Here is a 25,714-nt window from a genome sequence, read left to right on the forward strand (position 1 = left end):
TGAAATTAATAAGAAGTATAGCAAATAGCATTAGTAATTGCTAATATCATTTTTTTTAGATATAATAACTTAAAGTTATAACAAAGATTAAGATGTTATATGATATGGAGGAATATTATGAATACTAGGCAATTGGAGTATTTTGTATCTTTAGCTGAAATGTTGAATTTTACCAAAACAGCTCAGAAGTTTTATATATCGCAAACTGCCATAACAAAGCAAATTAAAGCATTAGAAGACAACTTAGATACAAAATTATTTAATAGAAATAATCATAATGTTGAATTAACACCAGCGGGAAGCGTGTTTTTGTCTCAAGCAAAGATTATTTTACACAATATTGAAGAAGCTAAAGAAAGAGTTCATTTAACTACAATTGGCTTTGTTGGATTATTGAATATTGGGTTTGTACAAGGTTATGAAAAAACATCCTTTTCGGACTTGATTTTTAAATTATATGATAAGTATCCTAATATTTCAGTTATGTTTTTTAGAGGGACTGAAAAAGAATTATATGAAAAAGTTTTGAATTCTGAATTAGATATAGCATTCACTGTCTACAATGAAAAAGAAATGACTGCATTGCTAGATAGGTATTTAATCAAGAGTTATTCGCTTAGAGTTGTTGTGTATCCAACACACCAATTAGCAACGCGAAAATCAGTATTACTTGAAGAATTAGATGGAGAAAATATTTTTAAATGCAGCGAATTTCATGATGTTGAATCTATTCTTTTAATGGTATCTGCCAATATGGGAATTGCGATATTACCTTCTTATTGTGTACGGTATCTAAATCAATCCCAACATCTTATTATACTATATTTAGATGATAAAAGTAAGCATGTTGATATTGCTGCTATATGGAATAAAGAAAATCTTAATCCTGCACTACCAAGGCTAACCCAAATCATTGAAAGCATTAATGAGGAAAAGCATAATTTAAACGAAAGTTGAAAAGGTAAAAGAGTTATATTGAAAGAAGCAGTTAATATAGCTTTTGTATTACACTATAGAAAGGATTAAGTCAAGAAGGAAAAATGACAAAAATATAGAATATATATATGGTTATTTTTACGAAAAATATAGAATTTTTAAGACGGGTAGAGATTATAAAAGTATGAAGCCTTAACTATTCATCAAAAAGAGGGAATATATATGAATAAAAGAAGTTTAAATAAGGGCAATTCTGAAGTAATTAATAAACTTATGCAATGGGATTTTACAGATGATATGCCTACGGTTGAATGCAGCGATGACATGCATAAAACATTGCTAGAAAACTATAGAACATTTTTTATGATTTCCATAAGGATTTTAATGAGATAAAGATAATATCAGATCAATTAGAATCAATTATTAATGGATTAGTGGATTCTTCTAATAACGTTCGCATGGCTGGAGAGTCTATAGCAGAAGGTTCACAGAGTCAGATGAAAGATGTAAATAAGTGTCAGCACATTGCCGATATTTTAGCAGACAAAATATCGGCAATGAGTGAGAAATCAAAAGAATTAATTGATTCTGCTCATGGTATGGGATCTGTTAGTTCTAATGGAAAGATTGCGGTTGAAAACTTAGCGGCAAGTCAAAACAAAAATTATGAAGTAAACAATACAATTGAAAAAGAAATACATACTCTCCTAGATAAGACTAAAACAATTAATGATATTACAGAAAATTTAAATGATATTACTAGTCAAACAAATCTTTTATCTTTAAATGCATCTATTGAGGCAGCTAGAGCAGGTGAAGCGGGAAAGGGCTTTGCAGTTGTTGCAGATGAGATACGAAAATTATCTGAGAGAAGTCGTCAATCAAGTGCAAACATTAATGAAAATATTTCAGCAATTATGGAGCAGCTCGATAGTTTGAAAAAAGCAATTGATCAATCAAAGGAGACTTTTGATAATCAAACACAAGTAGTAAAGGATGTAATCTATTCCTTTGAACAAATTAATCATTACGTTGATGGATTTGTTAAGAGCCAACAGGAGTTTTATGGTGAAGTAGCTGGGCTTTCAGATGAAAAGGAAAATTTAATTGCTTCATTTTCTAATATTGATGCTGTAATTGAAGAGTCCTCAGCTACTACCGAAGAGGTGGCATCCTTGGCTATAGATCAAAATAATACGGCAAATATTATACTTAAGATGGCAAATGATTTACATAATAAAGTTGAAACAATATCAAGAAATATTTCCAAAGTAAAAATAAAAAGTGAAGAAAATGTACAGAAAAAAATTGCTGTTATCTTTGATGTTGAGTGTGAATTTTGGGAACCTACTGCCAGAGAAGCAAAAAAGGCAGCAAAGGCATTTAATTTTTATGTTGAAACCTTTGCTCCAAAATCTAGGGAAGGTGGTTCACGTGAGATGCTTACTGCCTTAAGGGATTTTGTTAATAGGTCTTTTGATGCAATTATAATAAGCCCAATTGATAGTCCTGAAATTCGTAAGATATTAGCAAGTGCAGAGGCAAAGGGTATAAAGATTATATTTATTAATTCTGCATTAGACGGCGTTAAATATGAAACTTTGATTGAAACCAATGGTTTTGAACTAGGTAAAAATGCCGCCAAAACAGCGAAGCAGCTTTTAAACAATCAAGGTGAGGTTGTTGTTGGTTTATGGTCAGACATGAAAATTAGTTCAATTGAAAAGCGTGCAGAAGGATTTATCGATGAATTAAAGAAAAACTCCAATATTAAAGTGTATACGAAAAGTATATCAAGCAGTCCTTCTGAAGAAGAGATGAAAAAATTAATGGTATTTATAAATAAAGAGCATCCCAATGTTCAATTAGTATATGCTACAGATGCAAATTGGGGAGTTGCCTACGGTAATTATGTAAAAAAACATCATCCTAAATTTGAAGTTTTAACTGTTGATTTTACAAAGAATATAGCTAATCTTATTAGAAGTGAAAATATTAAGGCGGCCATAGCGCAGCGTGCATTCTCATGGGGAGATATGGCACTTGCTTTCTTAGTTGATATTTTTTCAAGGAAAATCAGTTATTAAATATACGGATACTGGAACTTATGAGGTTAACAAAAACAATATCAATGTTTATGAAAAAAGAATATAACGAAAATAATGCTAAACAGTAATATTTTGAAATATTAAATAAAATTAATAAATCTAAGCGACAAATATTAAAGCTTAAGAGATTTCAATAACTCGTGCGGCTTAAACAGATTGAAATATCTTAAGCTTTTAACGTTATCTGACAATAGGATATTATATTCTATCTATAATATTTCGAGTACCTCTACTGTATACTTTTCTCCTGGAGCGTCAACCTCAACTATATCGTGGACTTTTTTTCCAAGCAATGCCTTTCCTAAATCTGATTCTATGCTTATGCACATATCTTCAGGTGCTAAATCCATAGTAGTTACAAGTGTTATAATATCCTCTTCATCATCTTCTATGAATTTAACTTTTGCCTTACGATTAACTCCTAATGTTGATTTATCTATGTCTTTATCATCTATTACAGTTGCTGTTGAAATCATAGTCATTAAATATTGAATTCTATTGTCATTTTCTCTATAGTTTGCACAAGCTTCCTTATATTCTGCATTTTCTGATCTATCACCATGTGCGGCAGCTATTAATTTTTCTTTTGCTATTTCAGCTCTTTTTACAGTCATCCTATAGTCTAGTTCTTCTTTTAATTTTTGTATATTTTCTTCTGTCAATTTATTATTCATAAAATACTTAACCTCCTAAAACAAAGCGAATTACTGTGCGTTACATTAATATTATACAATATAATACAATAAATCACTGAATAAATAAAGTTAAACATATTTGAAAATAAAAAGTTTAATGCAATTATTTTTGAAATTACTAAGTGAAAAAAGCATACATTTAAATCTAGTAAATGATAATAATATTATTAGCATTTAAAACTAAATTTAAAGTGAGGTAGGTTAGTATGAGTAAAGTTCTATATATTAAAGCAAATGCCAAAAAGCCAGGAGAATCAAGGACCTTTAGAATTTCAGATAGTTTTATTGAGCAATACAAGAAACTCAATCCTGATGATGAAATTATAACTTTAGATTTGTATAAAGAGGGTATAGACTTTTTGACAGAAGAAGGAGTTAGTCTTCATGTTCCTAAAGAAGGAGAAGGTAAAAATCATCCGATTTTAAAGTACGCGTATCAGTTTGTAGAGGCAGATAAATATATAATTGCTGCCCCATTTTGGAATCTAAGTTTTCCTGCAATATTAAAAGCATATATAGATTATATATGTGTCACAGGTATTACATTTAAATATACAGCAGATGGAGCAGTCGGACTGTGCCAAGGTAAGAAAGCTGTTTATATTGTTGCAAGAGGAGGAGAATATTCTGAGGGATCAACTAAGGCGTATGAGATGGGAGATAGATACTTGAGGACTATTTTTGGATTCTTAGGAATAACCGATTTTACAACAATAGCAGCAGAAAAATTAGATGTTATTGGTGAGGATGTGGAGGCAATTGTTCAAAATGCAATCAAAAATGCTCAAAATAAGGCAAGAAACTTTTAGATTTTATTAAATTAAAAGCTAACTTTGGAGGAGAATATATGAGTACAAAAGAAAAGTTTTTAAGTGATTTAAAAAGCGGAGATAATATAATAATATCATTAATGGTAATGAAAGTATTATTTAGGGATACAGATAGAAGTGTATGTATATTAGCTGATAAAAGTGGAGAAATAAAAGTTAGCGTGCCTGTTAAAGATGGGGGAATTAAACCGGGAATAGTAATAAAAATTCAAGGAACTAAGGCTGCAAACTTAAATATTGAAAAATATACCGTAATTTCGGAATATAATATATCAGATTATCTTCCAACAGTGAAACGACCTATTGAAGATATTATGAAAGATATTGAAGAGTATACAAATAAATATATACTTTCAAAGGAAGCAAAAGCTCTAGATGATCACTTTTTTAAGGATGAAGTTTTTTTAGATAAATTTAAAAGAGGAATAGGTGGGGTTTCTATGCATCATAATTATATAGGAGGGCTTGCAGAGCATACTTTAAATGTTATGCAGTTAACTGCTAGACTTTGTGAAAAATATGAGTGCAGAAGAACCGAAATAGCGGTACTAGCAGCCAAACTTCATGATATTGGTAAAATTTATGAGTATGATTATGATGGACCTTTTACTTATACTATGAGAGGACAAATGGAAGGACATATTGTCATTGGCGTAGAACTTGTGGATGAAGCTGTAAGAGAAAATTTAGAACTTTATCCAGAGGATTTTGTTAACAGAATAAAGGGATGTATTGTTCAACATCATGGAAAGCTTGAATATGGCTCGCCAAGGGAAATGAACATGAGGAATCATTTATAGTTAATTACGCTGATTCTATAGATGCTACTATGAATAAAATTTCTCAGATTAAAGATAAAACGGAGCCTGATAACTGGTCGGAATTTGATAAAAGAATTGAAAGAAAATTGTACTTGTAACGACAAAGTTAAAGTTTGTAAATAGATTTCAGAATTTATTTGCAAACTTTTTTACATATAAATTTTAGTTGAACCTTCAACTATATTGTGTTAACATAAAAGTAATTAGTTGAAGTCAACTATATTTAGTGAAGGGAGGTGAAAAAACATTAATAGTTTAGACAGTTATATATTGAGAGAAATAGGTACTTTGTCGCGATGCATTAGCTATATAAGTGATTTGAAGTTTAAGGAATTAAAATTGCAAAAAGGTCAATTCACATTTCTAACAAGAATATGTGAAAATAACGGAATTAATCAAGTCGATTTATCAAATCTTTTAAAGGTAGATAAAACTACAACAACAAAGGCTATACAAAAGCTTATTGATGCAGGATACATATACAAAGAAAAGGATGAGATTGATAAGCGAATGTGGAGGCTTTATCCAAAGAAAAAAGCATTAGAAACATATTCGGTTATTATTGATGAGGAAAATAGAAATATTGGGGTTTGTTTTGATAAGTTTAGTGAAAAGGAAAAAGAATTAGTTTATGAATTAGTTAAAAAAATGAGGAAAAATATTGAAAGTAATTGGAAAGAAGTGAAAAAATTTTAGGAGGCTATTATTGTGAGAAAAGCAGTTAAAGAAGATATAAGAGATATTATGCAAGTTATAAAAGCAACTATTGAAGAAATGCGTACTTATAATAACACTCAATGGGATGAAAATTATCCTAGGGAAGAAGATTTTATGAGTGATATTGAAAAAGGAGAACTATTTGCAGTAGATAGAGAAGGAAAGTTGGCAGGGTTTGTATGCATTAATAAGATAGAACCAATTGAATATAATGAACTAAATTGGTTGTTAAATAAAGATGCCATGGTTGTTCATAGAATGGCCGTTAATCCAAACTGCAGAAGAAGTGGAATTGGCACTGAATTAATGAAATTCGCTGATGATTTCGCACTAAAAAATAGCATAAAACATTTAAAAATCGATACATATTCAATAAACACAAAAATGAATGATTTAATTAGAAAATGTAATTACAATTTTGTTGGAGAAATATACTTCTTGGGAAGAGAAAAACCATTTTTTTGTTATGAGAAGGTATTATAGTATTTACTAACAAATATCGCTATAATATTTTTTATACTACTTCTGAACTAATAATTATGCATTTGTTATAGGAAAAGGGGATGAGATTATGCCTTATTTAAAAGTTTATGTTAATAAGTATTGGAAGGGATTTTTTACAGCAGTTTTTTTCGTTACCATTGAAGCCGTGTGTGATCTAATGCAACCTACAATAATGTCTAAAATTGTAGATAAAGGTGTTGCAAATAAAAGTCTTAATTATGTTGTGTATATGGGTGGAGTTATGCTTCTTATTACAGCACTTGGAGCATTAGCGGCTTCTATTAGAAATGTGATATCTAGCAATGTTTCACAGAAATTTGGTGCAGAAATGAGAAGTGACTTATTTAAAAAGATACAAAGTCTTTCTTTTGAAAATATTGATAAATTTGAAAGCGCTTCATTGGTAACAAGACTTACAAATGATGTAACGCAAGTTCAAAACTTTGTAAACGGACTTATGAGAATATTTGTAAAAGCGCCACTCGTAGGGCTTGGAAGCATAATAATGGCCGCTAGGCTTAATTTTCGTCTTTCTATAATTTTATTTATTGTTGTACCTATCGTAGCAGTTTTGATTTACACAAATATGAAATTTGCATATCCATACTTTGTTAAAATGCAGAAGACTCTTGATAATGTAAATTCAGCTATGAGGGAATATTTGTCTGGAGTGAGAGTAGTTAAAGCTTTTAATAGATTTGATTATGAAGTAGAAAAGTTTCAAATTAAAAATGATGAGTTTACAAAAACTTCTACTACAGCGATGAAGGTAACATCAGTATTTACTCCAGCTGTTGCATTAGTGGTTAACTTTGGTATTGTCATGGTTTTGTGGATAGGCGGCATAAATGTAAATAGAGGAAGTATGCATGTTGGAGAGATAATAGCGTTTACAAACTATATGACACAAATTTTGTTTTCTTTAATGATGGTTACTAATGTATTCACTATGTTTGTGAGAGCTAAAGCATCTTCCCGACGTATAGGTGAAGTATTTTTAGAAGAGAATTCTATGGCAAATGGAAAAGAAATTACTACATTTTTTCAAAAAGGAACAATTGATTTTGAACATGTATTTTTTTCCTACAATAAAGACAAAGAACCAGTATTAAAGGACATATCTTTTAATATTGGCAAAGGAGAAACTGTTGGAATAATAGGATCAACTGGTTCAGGGAAAAGCACGCTTGTAAACTTAATTCCTAGATTTTATGATATTACAAGTGGAACGATAAAAATTGATGGAGTAGATATAAAAAAACTGGATTTTAAATATTTAAGAGATAAAGTTGCTGTAGTTCCTCAAAAAGCACTGCTGTTTTCTGGTACCATAATGGAAAATATGAAGTGGGGAAACGAAAATGCAACCTTTGAGGAAGTTAAAGAAGCTTCAAAAGCTGCTATGGCACATGATTTTATTGAAAGACTTTCAGAAGGCTATGAAGTTAAAATTGGACAAGGAGGCGTTAATCTTTCTGGAGGACAAAAACAACGTGTATCCATTGCAAGAGCACTACTAAAAAGATCTGAAATACTGATTTTGGATGACTCTACCAGTGCAGTTGATACTGATACAGAGGTACAAATAAGAGAAAGGTTAAAAAAGTATTCAAAAGATTTAACCTGTATTTTAATAGCCCAAAGGATAACTTCTATAATGGGAACAGATAAAATTATAGTTTTAGATAATGGAGAAATAAAAGGTATAGGAAAACATGAACAACTTTTGGAAAACTGCAAAATATATAAGGACATCTTTCTTTCTCAAGTTGGAAAGGAGATGATGTAAATGGCAGATAACAAAAACAATATCAATGTAAGAGTGCCAATACCAGGATTTAGAGGTGGAAGAAGAAATATGGGTCCTGTAGAAAGACCTAAAAACTTTAAAGATACATTAAAAAGATTGTGGAGTTATTTTGGAACTGAAAGAAAAACTCTTATGATAATTTTTCTATTAGTTATAATAGATTCTGCTGTAGCTCTTTTTGGACCTTATTTTATAGGACGCTCTGTTGATGCTATGTCCTTAAAGGGATCAAAGGTGGATTTTAATCTTCTAACTATAATGGTATTAGCGCTTACTATATCATATCTTTCAGATGCAGCTTTAACATTAATTCAAGGATTTTTAGTGGCAAGTTCAAGCCAAAGAATTGTTAAAAATATGAGGGATAATTTATTTTTTAAGCTTCAAAAACTGCCAGTAATGTTTTTTGATACAAATTCACATGGAGATATCATGAGCAGATTATCAAATGATATAGATAATGTAAGTACAACTATATCTCAATCTGCCATCCAACTTATGTCTGGAGTTATAACTATAGTTGGTTCGCTAATTATGATGATAATACTTAGCCCCATACTTACAGTTGCAAGCTTAATTACAGTTCCATTAGTTTTTTTGCTTACAAAGAGCATTGCGAGAAAAACTGGAAAATTGTTTAAAAATCAGCAGATGGAACTTGGAAGGTTAAATGGTCATATAGAGGAAAATATATCAGGAATTCATGTAGTAAAGGCATTTAATCATGAAGAAAAAACTATTAAAGAATTCGATAGTATAAATAATAGGTTGTGTGAAGTTGGATTAAAAGCGCAAATATTTTCTGGATTTTTAATGCCGATAATGAACGTCATAAATAATATTGGGTTTGCGGCAGTTGCAGGTATAGGCGGAGTTTTGGCAGTAAAAGATATGATTACCGTTGGAGTTATTGCAAGTTTTTTAAGCTATTCAAGACAATTTGTAAGACCACTTAATAATTTAGCAAATGTATTTAATACTCTTCAATCAGCGGTAGCAGGTGCTGAAAGGGTATTTGAAATATTAGATGAAAATGAAGAAACGGAAGATGCAGCTGATTCCAAAACAATTGATAAAATAAAAGGTGACGTTAAATTTGAAAATGTATATTTTGGTTATAGAAAAGATGTAGATATACTTAAAGATATTAATTTTGAAGCAAAGAGAGGAGAAACTATAGCACTAGTTGGACCTACAGGAGCAGGAAAAACTACAATAGTAAATTTACTTACAAGATTTTATGATGTTACTAAAGGAAGAGTTTTTATAGACGGAATAGATATAAGGGACTTTACTCGCGACAGCCTTAGAAGATGTTTTGGTATAGTGCTTCAAGATACTTATCTTTTTACAGGAACTATAAAGGAAAATATAAAATATGGAAACTTAGCAGCCTCAGATGACGAAGTTAAAATGGCAGCCAAAATGGCAAATGCACATGAATTTATAAAAAGACTACCAAATGGTTATGATACAATTCTTTCTGAAAGTGGCTCAAACTTAAGTCAAGGGCAAAGACAGCTTTTAGCTATTGCAAGAGCAATTTTAACAAATCCATCTATATTGATATTAGATGAAGCCACAAGCAGTGTTGATACTAGAACAGAATTAAGGATACAAGAAGCTATGCTTAAGCTAATGGATGGAAGAACTAGCTTTATTATAGCTCATAGATTGAGTACCATAAGAGAGGCTCATAAAATAATGGTTATAGATAATGGAACAATTACTGAAATGGGAACCCATGATGAGCTTATAGATAAAAAGGGTAAGTATTATCATATGTATTTTAATCAATTTAAAAATAGTGAAGAAGCCTAATAATAAAACTTAAAAACATAAAAAACGCATTGAAGAAATTCAGGGTGTTTTTATCCTTTAATGCTTTTGCAATTTTTAGACTGGTATTGACTTAGAGTTAACTTTAAGGTGTATACTTTAAATATATCTAAACATATTAAAGGAAGCTTTGTTTTAAATAAAAGAAATTTAATAATTTGAGTAAAAGATACATGTTTGTCAATTTGCAGGGAGGAATAAAAATGGATAATTTTAAATTTAATGCTTACACAGAAATGTTATTTGGAAAAGGACAAATTGCTAATTTACCAGAGGTTTTAAAAAGATATGGCAAAAACGTATTACTTGCCTATGGTGGAGGAAGCATTAAGAGAAATGGTATTTATGGTACAATTCAAAACTTATTAAAAGATTTCAATATCGTAGAATTAAGCGGTATTGAGCCAAATCCAAGAATTGAAACAGTAAGACGTGGAGTAGAGCTTTGCAGAGAAAATAAGGTTGATGTTATTTTGGCAGTAGGTGGTGGAAGTACAATTGACTGCTCAAAGGTAGTAGGCGCTGCGTACTATTATGATGGAGATGCATGGGATGTAGTTACTACACCAGCTAAAATAGGAAAGGTTTTACCTATAGTAACAGTTTTAACAATGGCTGCAACTGGTTCTGAAATGAATAAAAATGCAGTAATTTCTAAAATGGATACTAATGAAAAACTTGGAACAGCAGCTTGGAATATGATACCGCAGACATCTATCTTAGATCCAGAATACTTATATACAGTGCCAGCAATCCAAACAGCAGCCGGCTGTGCTGATATTATGTCACATGTAATTGAAGGATATTTTAGTAAAACAAAAGATGCGTTTGTACAGGATAAATTTGCAGAAGGTTTACTTCAAACTTGTATAAAGTACTGTCCTATTGCATTAAAAGAGCCTAAAAATTACGAAGCACGTGCTAATATCATGTGGGCAAGTTCCATGGCACTTAATGGACTTTGTGGAAGTGGAAAAAATTGGTGGATGGACTTGTCATCCGATTGAGCATGAATTAAGCGCATTTTACGATATTACACATGGTGTAGGGCTTGCAATAGTAACACCAAGGTGGATGAGATATATTTTAAATGAAGTAACAGTAGATAAATTTGATTCCTATGCAGTTAATGTATGGCATATAAAACCAAGTGAAGATAAGTTCGCACTTGCAAATGCAGGAATAGACGCCACGGAGAAATTCTTTAAAGATTGTGGTATTCCGATGACTTTAAGCAAACTTGGAATTGATAAATCAAACTTTAGGAAAATGGCTGAAGGGGCAGTTAAGCATGGTAGACTAGAAAATGCTTATGTTGCATTGAGCCCAGATGATGTATATAAAATTTTAGAAATGTGTATTTAGGATAAAGAGTCGCATCAAATTAATTATATTGGTGCGTCTTTTTGTTTTTATCAAGAACAAATCAACAAAAATAATTACAATATTTTAGTATATTTTTATAAAAGTATATTAATTGTAAACAAATATTGAACTTTAACCCTTATTCTATTAAAATGTTATTAAATACCTTAGTTTTCATTATGGAATAGTTTAGGGGAGATATTAATGGCATCGTAATAAATTCTACATATAAGGAGCATGTAGGCTATAATATGAGTCAGACTCCTAATTTTAAAAAGGGAATAAATAATGCAAAATATATGTATGGGCCTTATGAAGATAAAGATACATTGGATATAGATTTATCTAAAAAGAAGTTTGCAGATGAAGTAACTCTTATGTTTTCTGTTCCGTATTTAAGCTTTTCAGGTGAGAAAAGGATTCTAATGGGAAGAGTGCTTAATGATGATATGAGTAATGTAATTCAAGATGAAGATACTCATGTATATAAGGATTCTGGTGATAATTATTTATTTATGATAAAAAATAGCAGAAACATATTACCTGGAACTGCTATTTCTAGAAGCAGATTTGAAGATGATACCTTTACTAAGGGAGATAATCTTAAAGATGGAGTTAAAACATCTAAATGGGGATTGGTAAAGATAAAAAAGCATAGCAGAAATTTATAATTTTAAGAGTTTAAATCTAAGGATACCGTTAATAGTATCAGTTACAGCAGCTGTAGTCATGATAGCAAGCATTTTTATAAATTCTTTAAAGCCCAATTCAAGAGGAATCGCTTCAATCATTACCTGGCTTGTGATAACTTTTGTAAGCTATATAGTGTCACAAAGACTTGTTGTTAAACCGATAAATAGAACGGTAGATATATTGCATGCTTTGGCTGAGGGAGAAGGGGACTTAACAAAAAGAGTAGACAAGCTTTCCTGTGACGAGATAGGAGAACTTTCTAGATGGTTTAATAAATTTATTAATAACCAAATGACAATGATAAAGAGAGTTGATACTTCTTCTAGAACATCTATAAATTCTATTGGGATGGTGGCAAATTTAACAGGTAGTATTAAAGATAGTATGGAAGTGATTTCAAAAACCGTCGACAGCTTAGTAAAAGTTTCCAAAAGTCAGAACGATGCATTTCAAGGAACTAAAGAGCACATTAACGAACTTTCGGCAGCAATTCAGGAAACAGGAAGTCTTGTTAATGAGGTTACTGGAAAGGTCGTTAATACTAGCGAATACGCATTTAGGGCAAATGATTCTTCAAATAATGTACTTAATTCCATAAGTAATCTGGAAAAAAGTATGAAAATATCTTTAGAGAAAATAACTTTGCTTCAAAACCATTCAAAGTCTATAACTAATGTTGTAACAGCAATTAATAGTATAAGCAAGCAAACGCAGATGTTAGCTTTAAATGCAACCATAGAGGCGGCTAGAGCTGGAGAAACTGGAAAAGGTTTTGGAGTAGTAGCAAGTGAAATATCTAAGCTCGCAGTTGAAACTGAAGAGGCAACAAAGTCTATTGGCGAACTAGTTTCAAATATTCAAAGGGAAACTAATAATACGTTTAATGAAATTAGTAATATTGATTCAAAAGTATCAGATTCCACTGCTAGTGTAAAGGACACTATAAATTCATTTAAATACATTACGGATAATATAAAAGATATAAATGAAAATATGGATACAATGCTATTCATAACAAACAAGGAAAGCGAATACGTCAACAATATGGTTATAAGCATAAATGAATCAGCTGATAAAATAAATAAGAGAACAGAAAAAGGTGCAAGTAGAAGTGAAGAATCTTTGTTATTACTTCAAAATATGTTAAATGATACAACACGACTTAAGCATATAACGGATAACTTGGAGTATTCATCTAATAACCTTCAAGAAATGGTAGGTGCCTTTAAAGTTATATAGATAAAATAAAAAAAGAAGAATGATATTTTATGGCGATAGGAAAAAGTAAGGTAGTAATTGTTAGAACGGGTCCTGTTGGGGCGGCAGTAGCATTTAATATAGTTATGAATCTGTTGTGTTTTGCATAAAATGGAACTTAAAGTTTTCGGTGCCACTAAACTACCTTAAATGAATGCTTAAAAGTTATACTAAATAATAGACAAGCATTTTAAAAAGGGTTAAACTTTAATCAATACACTTTTAATGAAGGGAGAATTTTAGTGAAAAGCCGTAAGTTACTTAGAAGATTAGCTTTAATAATAGTAGTTTTAGTTATATCAGGCGCTTACTTTTCATTAAGCCACAAAAGCATTTTAGCTGCTGAAGTACAGAATAATCAAACGGTGAATGCTAAGAAACTATTAAAAATTGTGTTTAATAAAGAGATATCTTTTGATGATAGTACTAAACAGGGAATTGCGATAAAAGATAGCAAAGGCAATTCTGTTAATATAACCCTTGACCTTGGAAAAGACAAGAAAGCCTTGTTAATTAATCCGCCTGTGGGAGGGTATGTTCCAGGTGAAAAATACACTTTAGACATTTCAAAAAGTGTTCACAGTGATAATTTAAAACTATATAAAAGTGTAAGTACTCAGTTTAAGGTAAGTAATGAGAACATTCCTAAACCTACAAAAATAAATAGAGAAGCTAAATATGGAGATATAGTTGGTACTGCTTATAAATTTGATATATATCAATATGAGCACTATGGAATTTACATTGGTGATAATAAAGTAATTCATTATAGCAGCTCAGATGGCACTATGAAAAATGCTAAAATTGAGATAGGAAATATGGAAGAGAATTTTCCAAAAGGCAAATATTTTGTTCTCGACTTTGGCAATGATGCTAAGTTTTCACCAGATGCTACAGTTAAAAGGGCTAAATCTAGGCTAGGAGAAAAGAATTATAATTTAATTACTAATAATTGTGAGCATTTTGCAGTGTGGTGCAAGACCGATAATGCTAAGTCATACCAAATTGATAGCCTAAGTAGATCACAAATACAATTGCTTAAACAATATGCAGATACAGGAATAATACCGAGTAAAAATCTTTATTAGAATTTAGTTGTTTTTTAAATTAAAATTCTTGACAGCATAAAAAATGAGGAATATAATTATTAACAAGTTAAGGAAGTAAATACTAGGATTGAGAAAAGTAGGTTTTGTAGCATTTAGTAAGAGACTCATCATTTGCTGGGAGATGGGATTTGCGAAAAAATTGAAAATCACTCATGAGTAGTCCACTGAAGATATGTTTATTGTGTAAGTGTGGCCGGCAGCAACCGTTATATTGCCAGATATTAAAGGGATTTTCCCGTAGATATTTTGAGGGGTTACTTTTTAAGTAGCAAATAGAGTGGTACCGCAGATTTCAGACTTTGTCTCTAAACAATTGAGATAAAGTCTTTTTATTTTATAAAATAAAGCTATCATTTTAAATAAGTACTGATTTTACACTTATTTAAAAAAAGGCGAAAACGAATAATTGGGGGGCAAAAAATGAGCAGTTATAGTGTATTTTTACCAAGTTATAGTATAGGGGAGGATGTTTATAAGAAAATTCCTAAAATTTGTGAACCATATGGGAAAAAGGCAGTAGTAGTAGGTGGAAAAACAGCAATGGAAAAGGCCAAAGAAGCGCTTTTGGAAGGGGTTAAAGGTTCTAATATAGAAATATTAGATTTTGTATGGTTTGGGGGAGATTCTTCATATGAAAATGTAGAGATGCTGAAGAAAAATCCAGTAGTTGCAGGAGCGGATATGATATTTGCAGTTGGTGGAGGAAGAAGCGTGGATACAAGCAAAACAATGTGCGATCAAACAGGACAGGCATTGTTTGTATTTCCAACAATAGCTTCAAATTGTGCAGCCATAACAGCCACAACAGTAATTTATAATTCAAACCATGTATTTAAGGAACTGTATTTTCCAAAGAAACCTGCGACACATTGCTTTATTAACACTAAAATAATAGCAGAGGCACCAAGCCATTTTATTTGGGCAGGTATAGGGGATGCATTGTCCAAAGAATATGAATGTACATTTTCATCAAGAGGAGATGAGCTTGATCACACTAATCTTTTAGGTGTAGATATAAGCCGCAATTGTGTAGAACCGCTCCTGAAGTATGGTAAAAAAGCTTATGAAGATGTAAAAAACAATAAAGTATCATATGAATTAGAGCAGGTAATTCTCAACATAATAATTACTACGGGACTTGTCTCAGTTTTCGTAATAAATGATTATAATAGCTGTCTTGCACATTCTGTGTATTATGGCTGTACTACATTGGAGAAGATAGAAAAAAATCACTTACATGGTGAAGTGGTTTCTTATGGTGTTTTAGTTATGCTCACATGTGATAAACAATTTGAAGAGCGTGATAGAGTTTATAGTTTTAATAAGAGTATTGGACTGCCAACTTGTTTGGCTGATATTGAGGTTGAAGAAACGGATCTTGACAAGGTGCTCGATAAGGCAATGGAAACAGGAGATATAAAGCATGTTCCATATAAGATAACAAGAGAAATGATATATAATGCAATAATGGAACTAGAGAAGGTATCAAGAGGTCAATAAATTTAAGTTCTTATAAAGCAGGTCCTTCTGAGTGGATTAGTAATTCCAAAACTATAAATATGAAGAGAGAGAGACAGGTATTTTTTAGAGTATACGAACGTTCATATTAGTCCATACTAAAGGAAGCTTTGTTTTAAATAAGTATAAAAAAAGAGCAGTTATTTAAAGTAAAGCCTAATTACTAATTTGGCGGTGACATGCTATGAACTATATTAACGTATATAAAGAATTAGCTTTTATGTATAATCAAGACTATATAGAAAATTTCTTGGTATACTATTCTTCACCAGTAATAGCTGGGATAAAACCAGCAGTTACAGTTACTATTAATAAAAATAATAATAAACTTTATTATACTTGGTCTAAATTTGGTTCTCAATTTCTCCAAAGCATAAATTTAAAGTATATTAGCTTGAGAGAAAAATGAAAGCTTAATTATAATTTTCATTTATGATAAATATTTGCTAGAGAAACAATTAACATCAACATCATGTATATGTTTTTTAATAGAATTAGGTTATTCTTGCACTACAGAAATTGATGATTATTTAGATGAGCTTAAAAATAGATATGAAAAATGCCATTGCCCACATGAACTTGGAATATTTCTTGGAATTCCTTTAGAAGACGTTAAAGCTTTCATGGGATTAGATAATAAAAAATGTATGCTGTGCAGTTACTGGAAGGTATATTCTGATATAGATGGAGCAAAGGCAATTATTAGTAAACTTGATAAGGTAAAAGAGTTTACTATTAATGAGATGCTAGAAGGAAATTTATCTGGTGAGCTTGCTATGAAAATAAAAAATGCTTTTTATGAAAAGGCTATGTTCTAAAAAAGGTCAATAAAAATTTATACCATTAATGGATTTTAAACGTATAATATCAACATTTTTTAAACATAGCCAATGGTATTAAAGAAAGCTGTGTTTTAAATTAAATTTTAAATCTATTTACCTCATCATTAAGTTTATTTGTAACTTCATTTAGATTATTAGCGAAATTGGATACACTCTCAGAAGATGCATATAGCTCTTCTGATGATGCTGATATTTCTTCAGAAGATGCAGAAGTTTCCTCTGATATTGCTGTAAGAGAATCAATTTTAGTCAAAATAGTTTCTTTTGATTTCATAATTATTTCTATAGATTTATATGTATCATCTATTAAAGGAGTTACGCTTTTTATTGATGATAGCATAGATTCAAAGGCCGAAATTGTATTTGTTGCAGTAAGTGATTGAGTTTTAAAAGCTCCTTTAACATTGTTTGAGGTCGATATTACATTTTTTGTTTCCACGATTATATTGGTGATAAGGTTTTGTATTTGTTCAGCAGATTTTCTTGACTGTTCCGCCAACTGTTTAACTTCATTAGCAACTACTGCAAAGCCTTTCCCAGCTTCTCCTGCTCGTGCAGCTTCTATTGCAGCATTTAAGGCCAGCAAATTGGTTTGCTCTGATATTTCGTTTATTACTTCTGTTATTTCTCCAATTTTCGAAACACTGGAGTTTAAGTTTTCTACTTTTTCTGACACTGTTTCAAAAGCTTTATTAACATCAGTTATAGAATTGAAGAGTGTGTTTATTTCATCTTTACCTTCATTTGCCTTATTCTTTGTGATGTTTGAACTTTCATTAACTTTTGAAAGTTTATTATTCATAGTATCAAGCTCTTTTGCAAATTCAGATATTGTAGTGGATATTTCAATAAGGTTATTTGCTTGCTCGGTAGTACCTTGAGCTACATCTTGTATGGCTCTTGCAACTTCATTTGAGGCATTTTTCATGTTGTCAGAGTTGGAATTTAATTCTGATGACATTTTATTAACTCTTAAGGTTTCATTTTTTATAGTTGAGATAGTATTCTTTAAATTTTCTGCCATATTTCTAAATGAACTTGCTAGTAAGCCTATTTCGTCTGAGGCGTTTACTTGTATTTCATTATTCAATTCTCCATCGGCGATTCGTTTTGAGACACCAACTAAATCTTTTAAAGGGACGATTATTCCTTGTGATATTTTAACAAGCATGAATAAGAATAAAATAAAAGCTATAATGGATATTAAAGTTATAATAAATATAGTTTTATAAACTGTTGTCTCTACATTTTTCATTGACATACCTATGTCTACAGCACCAATTAGCTGTCCGTTTTTGTGTACTGGTACAATTATATCGTAAACATGAGTAGCATAATTGGTATATTGAGAAGCGTATACTTTCCCAGTAGATATAGCAGTTTTGCTTCCAGCATCTTTTAAAGTTTTTCCTAATTCTTTTTTATTACTGTCTGCTTCTACTTTTAAATCTTTATTCATATATAAAGCATATACTATGGATTTATCTTTAACTACATCATCTATTAAGGCTTGAGATCTAAGATCATCTGTCAACCTTTGTACTTTATTTGCTAGAATTCCTATTTGGACCAGACCACCGCTAGAATTTCTTATGTATCCATATTTATAATAATTATTATTGTCAACACTTTTTCTTATGTTCTCCATTAATTCTTCTCTTTCACCTATTAGAACAGGATAGCATATATCTTTACTGCCAAATGGACTTGATACTAAACTGCTTTCTAGATTTGAATATATTATTTTACCTGATGTATCTGTAACATTTATTTCATCTACGTTAAATTGTTTTGCTAGAGTTTTTAGATAGTTATTGTTTATGATATTTTTGTTTGCGTTTATAAATGTTCCGAGAGTTTTAATTTTGTCCTCAATGGATTCATTTAAGGTATCTATTGAGGCATTGTTTCTCCCCATATCCCTAGATATTTGATTTGCCATATTAATTCCATCAGATTCCATTTGAGATAAAAGCTTATTTTTAGCTATTCCTATTGATACAGAAGCTATAGCCACTATAATTACAAACATCATAATAATAGGTACGAATAAAATCCTTACCTTTATAGAATTATTTGCTTTTTTTTTCATTATCAATATCTCCTTTTATTAAACAAGATGAATATTTAAAATTTTATAAAATTATATTATAATTATACTACTTATTCAAATATAAAACACTGTAAAAAATACAAAAAGTATCAAAATATGATTGCTTTTTTACAGCAAACTTAGGCGCATTTTGATACTTTTTGTGCTAAAGCTCTCTCTTTATTCTTGTTAGTGTCGTTTATAGTAATATAAAATAAATAAAAATATAATTATTGCAAGAATAACCATTGACATAATTGAATTGTATATCTAGAATTAATTAAGTAAAATACTCAAAAGATGTGTAATAAATTTAAATGATGTATGGAGGAAAAAATGAGTAATAGTCAAATGTTTACCCATATTAATGGAGAATTGGGTTTAATTGTATTGGAGAGCTGCAAGGAACTAGGGGAAAAAATTAATGAACAAATTAAAGCAAGAAGAAAGGCAGAGGGAACTTTCTTATTGCCAGCCAAAGAAATTCGTTTTTCTAATGGAGAAGGAAAAGTAAAGCTTACTGAATCGGTCAGAGGAAAAGATATTTATATACTTTGTGATATAGGAAATTATAGTTGTACATATAGCATGTTTGGAATTGAAAATCACAAAGGACCAGATGAACATTTTCAGGATATTAAAAGAACTGTATCTGCTATAAGAGGAAAAGCTAGAAGAATAACAGTTATTATGCCACTTTTATATGAATCAAGACAGCATAGAAGAAAAGGAAGAGAATCTTTAGACTGTGCATTAGCACTTCAAGAGTTAGAGAGATTAGGAGTACAAGAAATATTAACCTTTGATGCCCATGATCCAAAACGTTCAAAATGCAATTCCATTATTGTCATTTGAAAATTTATACCCAACATATGATATTTTAAAAACTATTATAACAGAAGAAAAAAACATAGAAATACATAAAGACAATATGCTTGTCATAAGTCCAGATACAGGTGCAATGGATAGAGCTATATATTATTCAAGTGTACTTGGTGTAGATGTTGGATTATTTTATAAAAGAAGAGATCATTCAACTATTGTAAATGGGAAAAATCCTATTGTTAAACATGAGTATATGGGAAGAGATGTTGAAAATCAAGACGTTTTAATAGTTGATGATATGATAGCATCTGGAGAATCAGTTCTTGATATAGCAAAAGAATTAAAATCAAGAAAAGCAGGAAATGTTTATATTGCAACTACTTTTGCGTTTTTTACTGAAGGCCTGGAAAAATTCCAGAAGTATTATGATAATGGTATAATAACTAGAGTTTACTCCACAAATTTAACATACATATCACCGGAGCTTAAAAAGGCTGAATGGTTTAGAAGCGTTGATATGTCAGAGTTTATAGCAAGAATAATAAATAGATTAAATAAGGATCAATCAATTGCTAAATTTATGGATGCAACATATGTAATACAGGAACTTCTAAAAAATAAAGCAAATAAATAAATACATAAGTATAATAAAAGTAAAGTTAATTTGATAAAAACTTAGGTAATTTAATTGCCTAGTTTTTTTTATTTACAGTAAATGGTATTGACGGAAGCATAAACTTGAATTATCATGAAATATAACGAATTGAATTTTCTGAACAGTTAATAAATTTAATGAATGAGGTGAAGAGATGAGTAAAGCAAAATGGGCAATATTAGGACCTGGAAATATTGCAGAAGAGTTTGTTAGAGCTTTAATGGAAAGTAATGCGGAAATATATGCGGTTGGATCACGATCCTATGCGAGAGCAAAGAAGTTTGCTGACAGTTATAATATAAAAAAGGTTTATGGTAATTACGAGGATATGTTAAGAGACGATGAAATAGATGTGGTTTATATTTCAACTCCTCATTGTAATCATTATTACTACATAATGGAGAGCCTTAAAAATAATAAAAATGTACTGTGTGAAAAGGCTATAACTGTTAACGGAAAGCAGCTTAAAAAATTAATTGATTTAGCAGAAAAAAATAAACTAATTCTGGCAGAGGCTATGACTATATATCATATGCCATTATATAAAAAGCTGCATAATATTGTTGCATCTGGGCAAATAGGAAAGCTTAAAATGATTCAGGTTTCATTTGGAAGCTGTAAAGAGTATGATGTAAAAAGTAGATTTTTTAATAAAGAATTAGCAGGAGGTGCTCTTTTAGATATTGGAACATATGCACTTTCATTTGCAAGATATTTCTTATCAAGCAATCCAAATGAAGTTTTGACTACAGTGAAAAAGTTTGAAACAGGGGTAGATGAAGAGTCTGGAATAGTGCTTAAAAATTCCATGGATGAGATGGCAGTTATTTCGCTTACAATGAGAGCAAAAATGCCTAAAGTAGGGGTTATTGCAGGAGATCTAGGATATATAACTGTGGAGGATTTTCCAAGAGCGGACAAAGCGGTTATAAACTACAATGATGGCAGAACAGAGGTTTTGCAGGTTGGAGAAAAACCAAAAGCGTTAAATTACGAAATTGAATATATAAATAGCTGCATTAGTAATGAATTCAATGAAAATACTTTAAATTTATCTGTTGATGTAATGAATATAATGGATGCAATTAGAAAGCAGTGGAAAATAAAATATCCTTTTGAATAATAATTATATGTTTAAAAAATAGTAAATAATTAAGGTGTAGATGGAATATTAATAAAAAATATAAATCCATCTACATTTTTTATAGAAAAGAATTAAATTTATCATAAACAGCCAAAATATAATAAATAAAAATTTTATTATAATGAATTGGAGGAATTTAAGTGGCGGATAAGAATGTTGTAAAGATTATTCCATTAGGTGGGCTTGGAGAAATAGGAAAAAATATAACAGCAATTAAGTATAAAGAAGAGATAATAGTAATAGATTGTGGAGTGGCTTTTCCAGATGAAGAAATGTATGGGGTTGATATGGTTATTCCAGATATAAGCTACTTAATTGATAATATGGAGAAGGTAAAAGGTATATTTCTTACGCATGGGCACGAGGATCATATAGGCTCGCTTCCTTATATTTTAAAGCAAGTAAATGTTCCTGTTTATGGTACTAGGTTGACTTTAGGGTTAGTTGAAAATAAATTAAAAGAACATAGTATGGTTTCAGATTGTACTTTGAATTGTGTAGAAGCTGGAGATATAGTAAGAACAGATAATTTAAAGGTAGAGTTTATAAGAAATACCCACAGCATAGCTGATTCATGTTGCCTTGCAATTCATACTCCTATTGGGCTAATATTTCACACTGGAGATTTCAAAATAGATTATACTCCAATTGATGGTCTTGGCACAGATTTGGAGCGTATAGCAGTTCTTGGGAAAAAGAAGGTTTTGCTTCTTATGGCAGATAGCACTAATGTAGAACGTAAAGGACATTCGCTTTCTGAAAAATCTATAGGAGTAAAGCTTAAGAGAATTTTTTCGGAAGCCAAAGGAAGGGTTATTGTAGCTACATTTGCTTCGAATATACATAGAATGCAGCAAATAATTAATGCTTCCTTGGAATATGGGAGAAAAGTAGCTTTTAGTGGAAGAAGTATGGAAAACGTATCTGAAGTAGCAACATCACTTGAATATTTACACATTCCAGAAGGAGCAGCTATAAATATTGATGAAATAAATAATTATCCTAATGAAAAAGTAACTATAATAACAACAGGAAGTCAAGGAGAACCTATGTCAGCTCTTGCAAGGATAGCATTTGGAAATCATAGAAAAATAAAAATAGAGTCAAAAGATTTGTTTATTATTTCTGCATCTCCAATACCAGGAAATGAAAAGTTAATATCTAGAGTAATTAACAAGCTTCTTAAAGGTGGTGCTAAAGTAATATATAAAGCTTTGGAAGACGTCCATGTGTCAGGGCATGCATACCAAGAGGAATTAAAATTAATGCATACTTTGGTCCATCCTAAGTACTTTATGCCAGTTCATGGAGAATATAGACATTTAAAATTTCATGCTGAACTTGCAGAAAGTATGGGCATGAAGAAGGAAAATATATTTATTATGGAAACAGGGCAGGTATTAGAATTATCTAGTAAAAAGGCAATTGTTTCAGGAAAAGTTCGTACAGGAGACGTCTTTGTGGATGGACTTGGAGTAGGTGATGTAGGAAGCCTAGTCCTTAGAGATAGAAAACATTTAGCTAAAGATGGTATTTTAACAATAGTTGTAACCATAGAGAGAGATACGCACAGCATCATAGCTGGACCAGATATAATTACTAGAGGTTTTGTATATGTAAAGGAATCAGAAAATTTAATTAATGAAGCTAAAGAAATATCAAGAAGGGAACTTGATAACTGTCTTAAAAATGAGATTATTGAATGGTATATTTTGAAGGATAGCACGAAGAGAGCTGTGGAAAAGTTTTTATATGGGAAGACAAAAAGAAGGCCAATAGTTCTTCCAATTATCATGGAAATTTAAAAAGATTGTGAAGGAACAATGCTTCGTCACATACACATACGCGGGGTTTGGCGTAAGACCATTATCCTTATAGAATAATATAAAAGCACTTTTAATAAAATTCTATAAATCTAAGGTAACAATTTTAGGAGAGTGCTTGCTTTAGCTTCTAGAAGGATAATGGGCAAGGCTAAAACCTCGTGCATGTTTACTTGCTGAAAAAATGCTCAAACATACGAATCTATTTACCTTGCTATCTTTGTGTGATATAATTATTATCATAACTGAATACGTATACAAGCATTATGCTAATGGGTTGACATACAAAAATTTAGCTTATATATGTTTTTTATGTAATATAGATAAGCAAGCTGAAAGCTTTAAATTACTAATACCAAATTTATGCTGTTAAATTATGGCTTAACTCAGAGTACAACTGACAGAGTGCAGAGTACAGTTAATGTTGATTTACCTTTCGTTTCTCTCAGGTAAATCCTAGAACTTATTATCAGCTGCGCTGAATATTGTATTTTAAGCCATGCGCAAGCATTAAGTTTAAGATTTTTCGAAGCATAGCGGAGAAAAATCATCCTTCACTGTCCTCTGTCAATTGTACTCTGTACTCTAAGTAAAATGCTAGTTTTCTAGGATAAATTTGGTGTTGGGCATTTCAAATTTTCAAGTTGTCTATCTATATATTAATTGTGACGGAGGAATATATATGAATTTATACAGACCTATTTATCATTTTATGCCGGAAAAAAATTGGATGAACGATCCTAATGGAGTTATTTATTATAAAGGTGAATATCATCTTTTTTATCAGTATAATCCATATGGAAGTGAATGGGGAAATATTCATTGGGGACATGCTAAGAGTAAAGATTTAGTTCATTGGAAGCACTTGCCTATAGCACTTTATCCTTCTAAAGACAAAGGAGAAATTCATTGCTTTTCAGGATGTGCAGTAATTAACGGAGAAAAGCCTACAATTTTTTATACGAGCATAGGAGAAGGAGAAAGAAATCCAGAAATAGGAGCGCAGCAGTGGTCAGCCGTAAGCGAAGATAATATGCTTACATGGAGAAAGTCTGAAGAGAATCCTATTATGACAAGTAAAATCAATGGTGATATTGAGATTAAGCATTGGAGAGATCCTTTTGTATGGAATGAAAATGGAAAATGGTTTATGGTTTTAGGTGGCAGTCATAATAAGAAAGGTTGTGCTTTAATATATAAATCACAGGATTTAAAAAAATGGGAGTTTCTAAATATACTTTGTGAAGGAGAAGATGTTCTTTGGGAATGTCCTAACTTTTTTAAATTAGGCGATAAGTATGTTTTAATTGTTTCACCTGATGGGCAGGTCGAATACTATATTGGAACATTAAATAGTGAATACAAGTTTATACCAGAATTTAAGGGGATTTTAGATTATGGTGGGTGGGAAGGTTTTTATGCCCCCAATTCATTAGTTGATAATGCGGGAAGGCGCATAATGATTGCATGGATGCCGGAACATTCAAGAGGAGAATTTGATGAATGTGGCGATTGGGCAGGTGTTCAATGTCTTCCAAGGACACTAGAAATTAAAGACAATATGCTGCGTATTAAGCCTGTAAAGGAGTTTGAAGTTTTAAGAAAAGAACATGAAAAGTATGAAAATTTTGTTTTGGAATCAACCTTAATTCCTAAAACAAAAGGAAAAGCACTTGAAGTAATTATTGAGGCAGAAATGGAGGAAGGCATGTGCTTTTCAATAGATGTATTAAGTTCAAAGGATGAAGAGGAAAAGACCTCTATAAAATATGAATATGATACTGAAAGCTTTTATATAGACAGAAGCAAATCTAGTATTTCTGATAAATGCCATAAATCTATTGTTAAAGGGAATATTAAATCTAGAAAATATGATACATTAAAGTTGCAAGTTTTTGTTGATTATTCTACTGTAGAGGTATTTGCAAATGATGAAAAAGTTATATCAGCTAGAGTATATGCTGTTAGGGAGGACAGCGAAAATATCAAGGTTTCTACATTAAAAGGAAAAAGTTTAAAGGTAAAATCTCTTGATATTTGGAAAATGAGTTCAATTTTAGAATAATGTAATTTATTTTATAACAATAATATGCTATTATATACCCATGCAGGGTATTTGATAGCATATTGT

19 protein-coding genes, 3 pseudogenes and 1 other annotated feature are annotated in these 25,714 nt (G+C 30.7%); of the genes and pseudogenes, 20 read left to right on the forward strand and 2 right to left on the reverse strand.

Translation table 11 applies throughout. The features are described from left to right. The first annotated feature begins 117 nt into the window (after window positions 1–117). The 3 genes from AGR56_RS07325 (at window position 118) to AGR56_RS07330 (ending at window position 3,023) form a co-directional block, all read left to right on the forward strand. Window positions 118–957 (forward strand): LysR family transcriptional regulator, encoded by an 840-nt coding sequence (locus tag AGR56_RS07325; protein ID WP_053241716.1) that lies wholly within the window; start codon window positions 118–120, stop codon window positions 955–957. Window positions 958–1,158: 201 nt separating this feature from the next. Continuing rightward, window positions 1,159–1,329: a hypothetical protein gene (locus tag AGR56_RS20155; RefSeq protein ID WP_157055701.1), complete on the forward strand. Its 171-nt coding sequence runs from the start codon at window positions 1,159–1,161 to the stop codon at window positions 1,327–1,329. Window positions 1,330–1,394: 65 nt separating this feature from the next. Beyond that, window positions 1,395–3,023 carry a substrate-binding domain-containing protein gene (locus AGR56_RS07330; protein ID WP_053241717.1) on the forward strand — a complete coding sequence of 543 codons (1,629 nt, stop codon included), beginning with the start codon at window positions 1,395–1,397 and terminating at the stop codon, window positions 3,021–3,023. Between the two features lie 230 nt (window positions 3,024–3,253). Here the strand turns inward: AGR56_RS07330 and AGR56_RS07335 are convergent, their stop codons facing one another. Further along, the gene (locus AGR56_RS07335; RefSeq protein WP_053241718.1) at window positions 3,254–3,718 is read right to left on the reverse strand and encodes a GreA/GreB family elongation factor; all 465 of its coding nucleotides are present in this window, start codon (window positions 3,716–3,718) and stop codon (window positions 3,254–3,256) included. 227 nt (window positions 3,719–3,945) lie between these two features. On the opposite strand from AGR56_RS07335, the gene AGR56_RS07340 reads away from it, so the two are divergent. The 13 genes and pseudogenes from AGR56_RS07340 (at window position 3,946) to AGR56_RS21610 (ending at window position 17,020) form a co-directional block, all read left to right on the forward strand. Next, complete coding sequence (locus AGR56_RS07340) at window positions 3,946–4,548, forward strand: FMN-dependent NADH-azoreductase (protein WP_053241719.1); 603 nt, start codon at window positions 3,946–3,948, stop codon at window positions 4,546–4,548. A 38-nt stretch (window positions 4,549–4,586) separates the two neighbouring features. Further along, a pseudogene (locus AGR56_RS07345) lies at window positions 4,587–5,488 on the forward strand (3'-5' exoribonuclease YhaM family protein). A gap of 172 nt (window positions 5,489–5,660) precedes the next feature. Continuing rightward, on the forward strand, window positions 5,661–6,086 hold the full coding sequence (locus AGR56_RS07350; RefSeq protein ID WP_231016525.1) for a MarR family transcriptional regulator: 426 nt from the start codon (window positions 5,661–5,663) through the stop codon (window positions 6,084–6,086). 12 nt (window positions 6,087–6,098) lie between these two features. Then, window positions 6,099–6,590, forward strand: a complete 492-nt coding sequence (locus tag AGR56_RS07355; RefSeq protein ID WP_347460440.1) for a GNAT family N-acetyltransferase — start codon at window positions 6,099–6,101, stop codon at window positions 6,588–6,590. Window positions 6,591–6,678: 88 nt separating this feature from the next. Further along, window positions 6,679–8,400: an ABC transporter ATP-binding protein gene (locus tag AGR56_RS07360; protein WP_053241722.1), complete on the forward strand. Its 1,722-nt coding sequence runs from the start codon at window positions 6,679–6,681 to the stop codon at window positions 8,398–8,400. Continuing rightward, on the forward strand, window positions 8,401–10,242 hold the full coding sequence (locus AGR56_RS07365) for an ABC transporter ATP-binding protein (RefSeq protein ID WP_053241723.1): 1,842 nt from the start codon (window positions 8,401–8,403) through the stop codon (window positions 10,240–10,242). A 221-nt stretch (window positions 10,243–10,463) separates the two neighbouring features. Further along, window positions 10,464–11,625, forward strand: a pseudogene (locus AGR56_RS07370) (iron-containing alcohol dehydrogenase). Window positions 11,626–11,876: 251 nt separating this feature from the next. After that, a complete protein-coding gene (locus AGR56_RS21600) occupies window positions 11,877–12,296 on the forward strand; it encodes a hypothetical protein (protein WP_053241724.1) in 420 nt (139 codons plus the stop codon). 58 nt (window positions 12,297–12,354) lie between these two features. After that, window positions 12,355–13,557: a methyl-accepting chemotaxis protein gene (locus tag AGR56_RS07380; protein WP_053241725.1), complete on the forward strand. Its 1,203-nt coding sequence runs from the start codon at window positions 12,355–12,357 to the stop codon at window positions 13,555–13,557. A gap of 260 nt (window positions 13,558–13,817) precedes the next feature. Beyond that, on the forward strand, window positions 13,818–14,663 hold the full coding sequence (locus tag AGR56_RS07385) for a lecithin retinol acyltransferase family protein (RefSeq protein ID WP_053241726.1): 846 nt from the start codon (window positions 13,818–13,820) through the stop codon (window positions 14,661–14,663). A gap of 75 nt (window positions 14,664–14,738) precedes the next feature. Then, window positions 14,739–14,994 (forward strand) — a binding site (T-box leader). A gap of 110 nt (window positions 14,995–15,104) precedes the next feature. Then, window positions 15,105–16,184: an iron-containing alcohol dehydrogenase family protein gene (locus AGR56_RS07390; RefSeq protein WP_053241727.1), complete on the forward strand. Its 1,080-nt coding sequence runs from the start codon at window positions 15,105–15,107 to the stop codon at window positions 16,182–16,184. Window positions 16,185–16,386: 202 nt separating this feature from the next. After that, window positions 16,387–16,611 carry a hypothetical protein gene (locus AGR56_RS21605; protein ID WP_242851364.1) on the forward strand — a complete coding sequence of 75 codons (225 nt, stop codon included), beginning with the start codon at window positions 16,387–16,389 and terminating at the stop codon, window positions 16,609–16,611. 34 nt (window positions 16,612–16,645) lie between these two features. Continuing rightward, a complete protein-coding gene (locus AGR56_RS21610; RefSeq protein ID WP_242851365.1) occupies window positions 16,646–17,020 on the forward strand; it encodes a DUF3793 family protein in 375 nt (124 codons plus the stop codon). Window positions 17,021–17,120: 100 nt separating this feature from the next. Here AGR56_RS21610 and AGR56_RS07400 read toward each other — a convergent pair whose 3' ends face one another. Then, complete coding sequence (locus AGR56_RS07400; protein ID WP_053241728.1) at window positions 17,121–19,136, reverse strand: methyl-accepting chemotaxis protein; 2,016 nt, start codon at window positions 19,134–19,136, stop codon at window positions 17,121–17,123. Between the two features lie 336 nt (window positions 19,137–19,472). Between AGR56_RS07400 and AGR56_RS07405 the strand changes: the two are divergent. From AGR56_RS07405 to AGR56_RS07420, 4 genes and pseudogenes are all read left to right on the forward strand, one after another. After that, window positions 19,473–20,595, forward strand: a pseudogene (locus AGR56_RS07405) (ribose-phosphate pyrophosphokinase). Window positions 20,596–20,770: 175 nt separating this feature from the next. Next, the gene (locus AGR56_RS07410) at window positions 20,771–21,739 is read left to right on the forward strand and encodes a Gfo/Idh/MocA family oxidoreductase (protein WP_053241729.1); all 969 of its coding nucleotides are present in this window, start codon (window positions 20,771–20,773) and stop codon (window positions 21,737–21,739) included. Window positions 21,740–21,900: 161 nt separating this feature from the next. Next, complete coding sequence (locus AGR56_RS07415) at window positions 21,901–23,565, forward strand: ribonuclease J (RefSeq protein WP_053241730.1); 1,665 nt, start codon at window positions 21,901–21,903, stop codon at window positions 23,563–23,565. A 700-nt stretch (window positions 23,566–24,265) separates the two neighbouring features. Next, the gene (locus AGR56_RS07420) at window positions 24,266–25,648 is read left to right on the forward strand and encodes a glycoside hydrolase family 32 protein (protein WP_053241731.1); all 1,383 of its coding nucleotides are present in this window, start codon (window positions 24,266–24,268) and stop codon (window positions 25,646–25,648) included. The last annotated feature ends 66 nt before the right edge of the window (window positions 25,649–25,714 follow it).

The sequence above is a fragment of the Clostridium sp. DMHC 10 genome, from assembly GCF_001270375.1.
Taxonomy (GTDB): Bacteria; Bacillota; Clostridia; order Clostridiales; family Clostridiaceae; genus Clostridium_S; species Clostridium_S guangxiense.

Excerpts from the sequence above, each read along its gene's own strand:
- AGR56_RS07325 (WP_053241716.1), top strand. The coding sequence starts at position 118 with ATGAATACTAGGCAATTGGAGTATTTTGTATCTTTAGCTGAAATGTTG.
- AGR56_RS07400 (WP_053241728.1), bottom strand. The coding sequence starts at position 19,136 with ATGAAAAAAAAAGCAAATAATTCTATAAAGGTAAGGATTTTATTCGTA.
- AGR56_RS07380 (WP_053241725.1), top strand. The coding sequence starts at position 12,355 with ATGATAGCAAGCATTTTTATAAATTCTTTAAAGCCCAATTCAAGAGGA.
- AGR56_RS07360 (WP_053241722.1), top strand. The coding sequence starts at position 6,679 with ATGCCTTATTTAAAAGTTTATGTTAATAAGTATTGGAAGGGATTTTTT.
- AGR56_RS07410 (WP_053241729.1), top strand. The coding sequence starts at position 20,771 with ATGAGTAAAGCAAAATGGGCAATATTAGGACCTGGAAATATTGCAGAA.
- AGR56_RS07335 (WP_053241718.1), bottom strand. The coding sequence starts at position 3,718 with ATGAATAATAAATTGACAGAAGAAAATATACAAAAATTAAAAGAAGAA.
- AGR56_RS07365 (WP_053241723.1), top strand. The coding sequence starts at position 8,401 with ATGGCAGATAACAAAAACAATATCAATGTAAGAGTGCCAATACCAGGA.
- AGR56_RS07340 (WP_053241719.1), top strand. The coding sequence starts at position 3,946 with ATGAGTAAAGTTCTATATATTAAAGCAAATGCCAAAAAGCCAGGAGAA.
- AGR56_RS07330 (WP_053241717.1), top strand. The coding sequence starts at position 1,395 with ATGGCTGGAGAGTCTATAGCAGAAGGTTCACAGAGTCAGATGAAAGAT.
- AGR56_RS07390 (WP_053241727.1), top strand. The coding sequence starts at position 15,105 with ATGAGCAGTTATAGTGTATTTTTACCAAGTTATAGTATAGGGGAGGAT.
- AGR56_RS07420 (WP_053241731.1), top strand. The coding sequence starts at position 24,266 with ATGAATTTATACAGACCTATTTATCATTTTATGCCGGAAAAAAATTGG.
- AGR56_RS20155 (WP_157055701.1), top strand. The coding sequence starts at position 1,159 with ATGAATAAAAGAAGTTTAAATAAGGGCAATTCTGAAGTAATTAATAAA.
- AGR56_RS21600 (WP_053241724.1), top strand. The coding sequence starts at position 11,877 with ATGAGTCAGACTCCTAATTTTAAAAAGGGAATAAATAATGCAAAATAT.
- AGR56_RS21605 (WP_242851364.1), top strand. The coding sequence starts at position 16,387 with ATGAACTATATTAACGTATATAAAGAATTAGCTTTTATGTATAATCAA.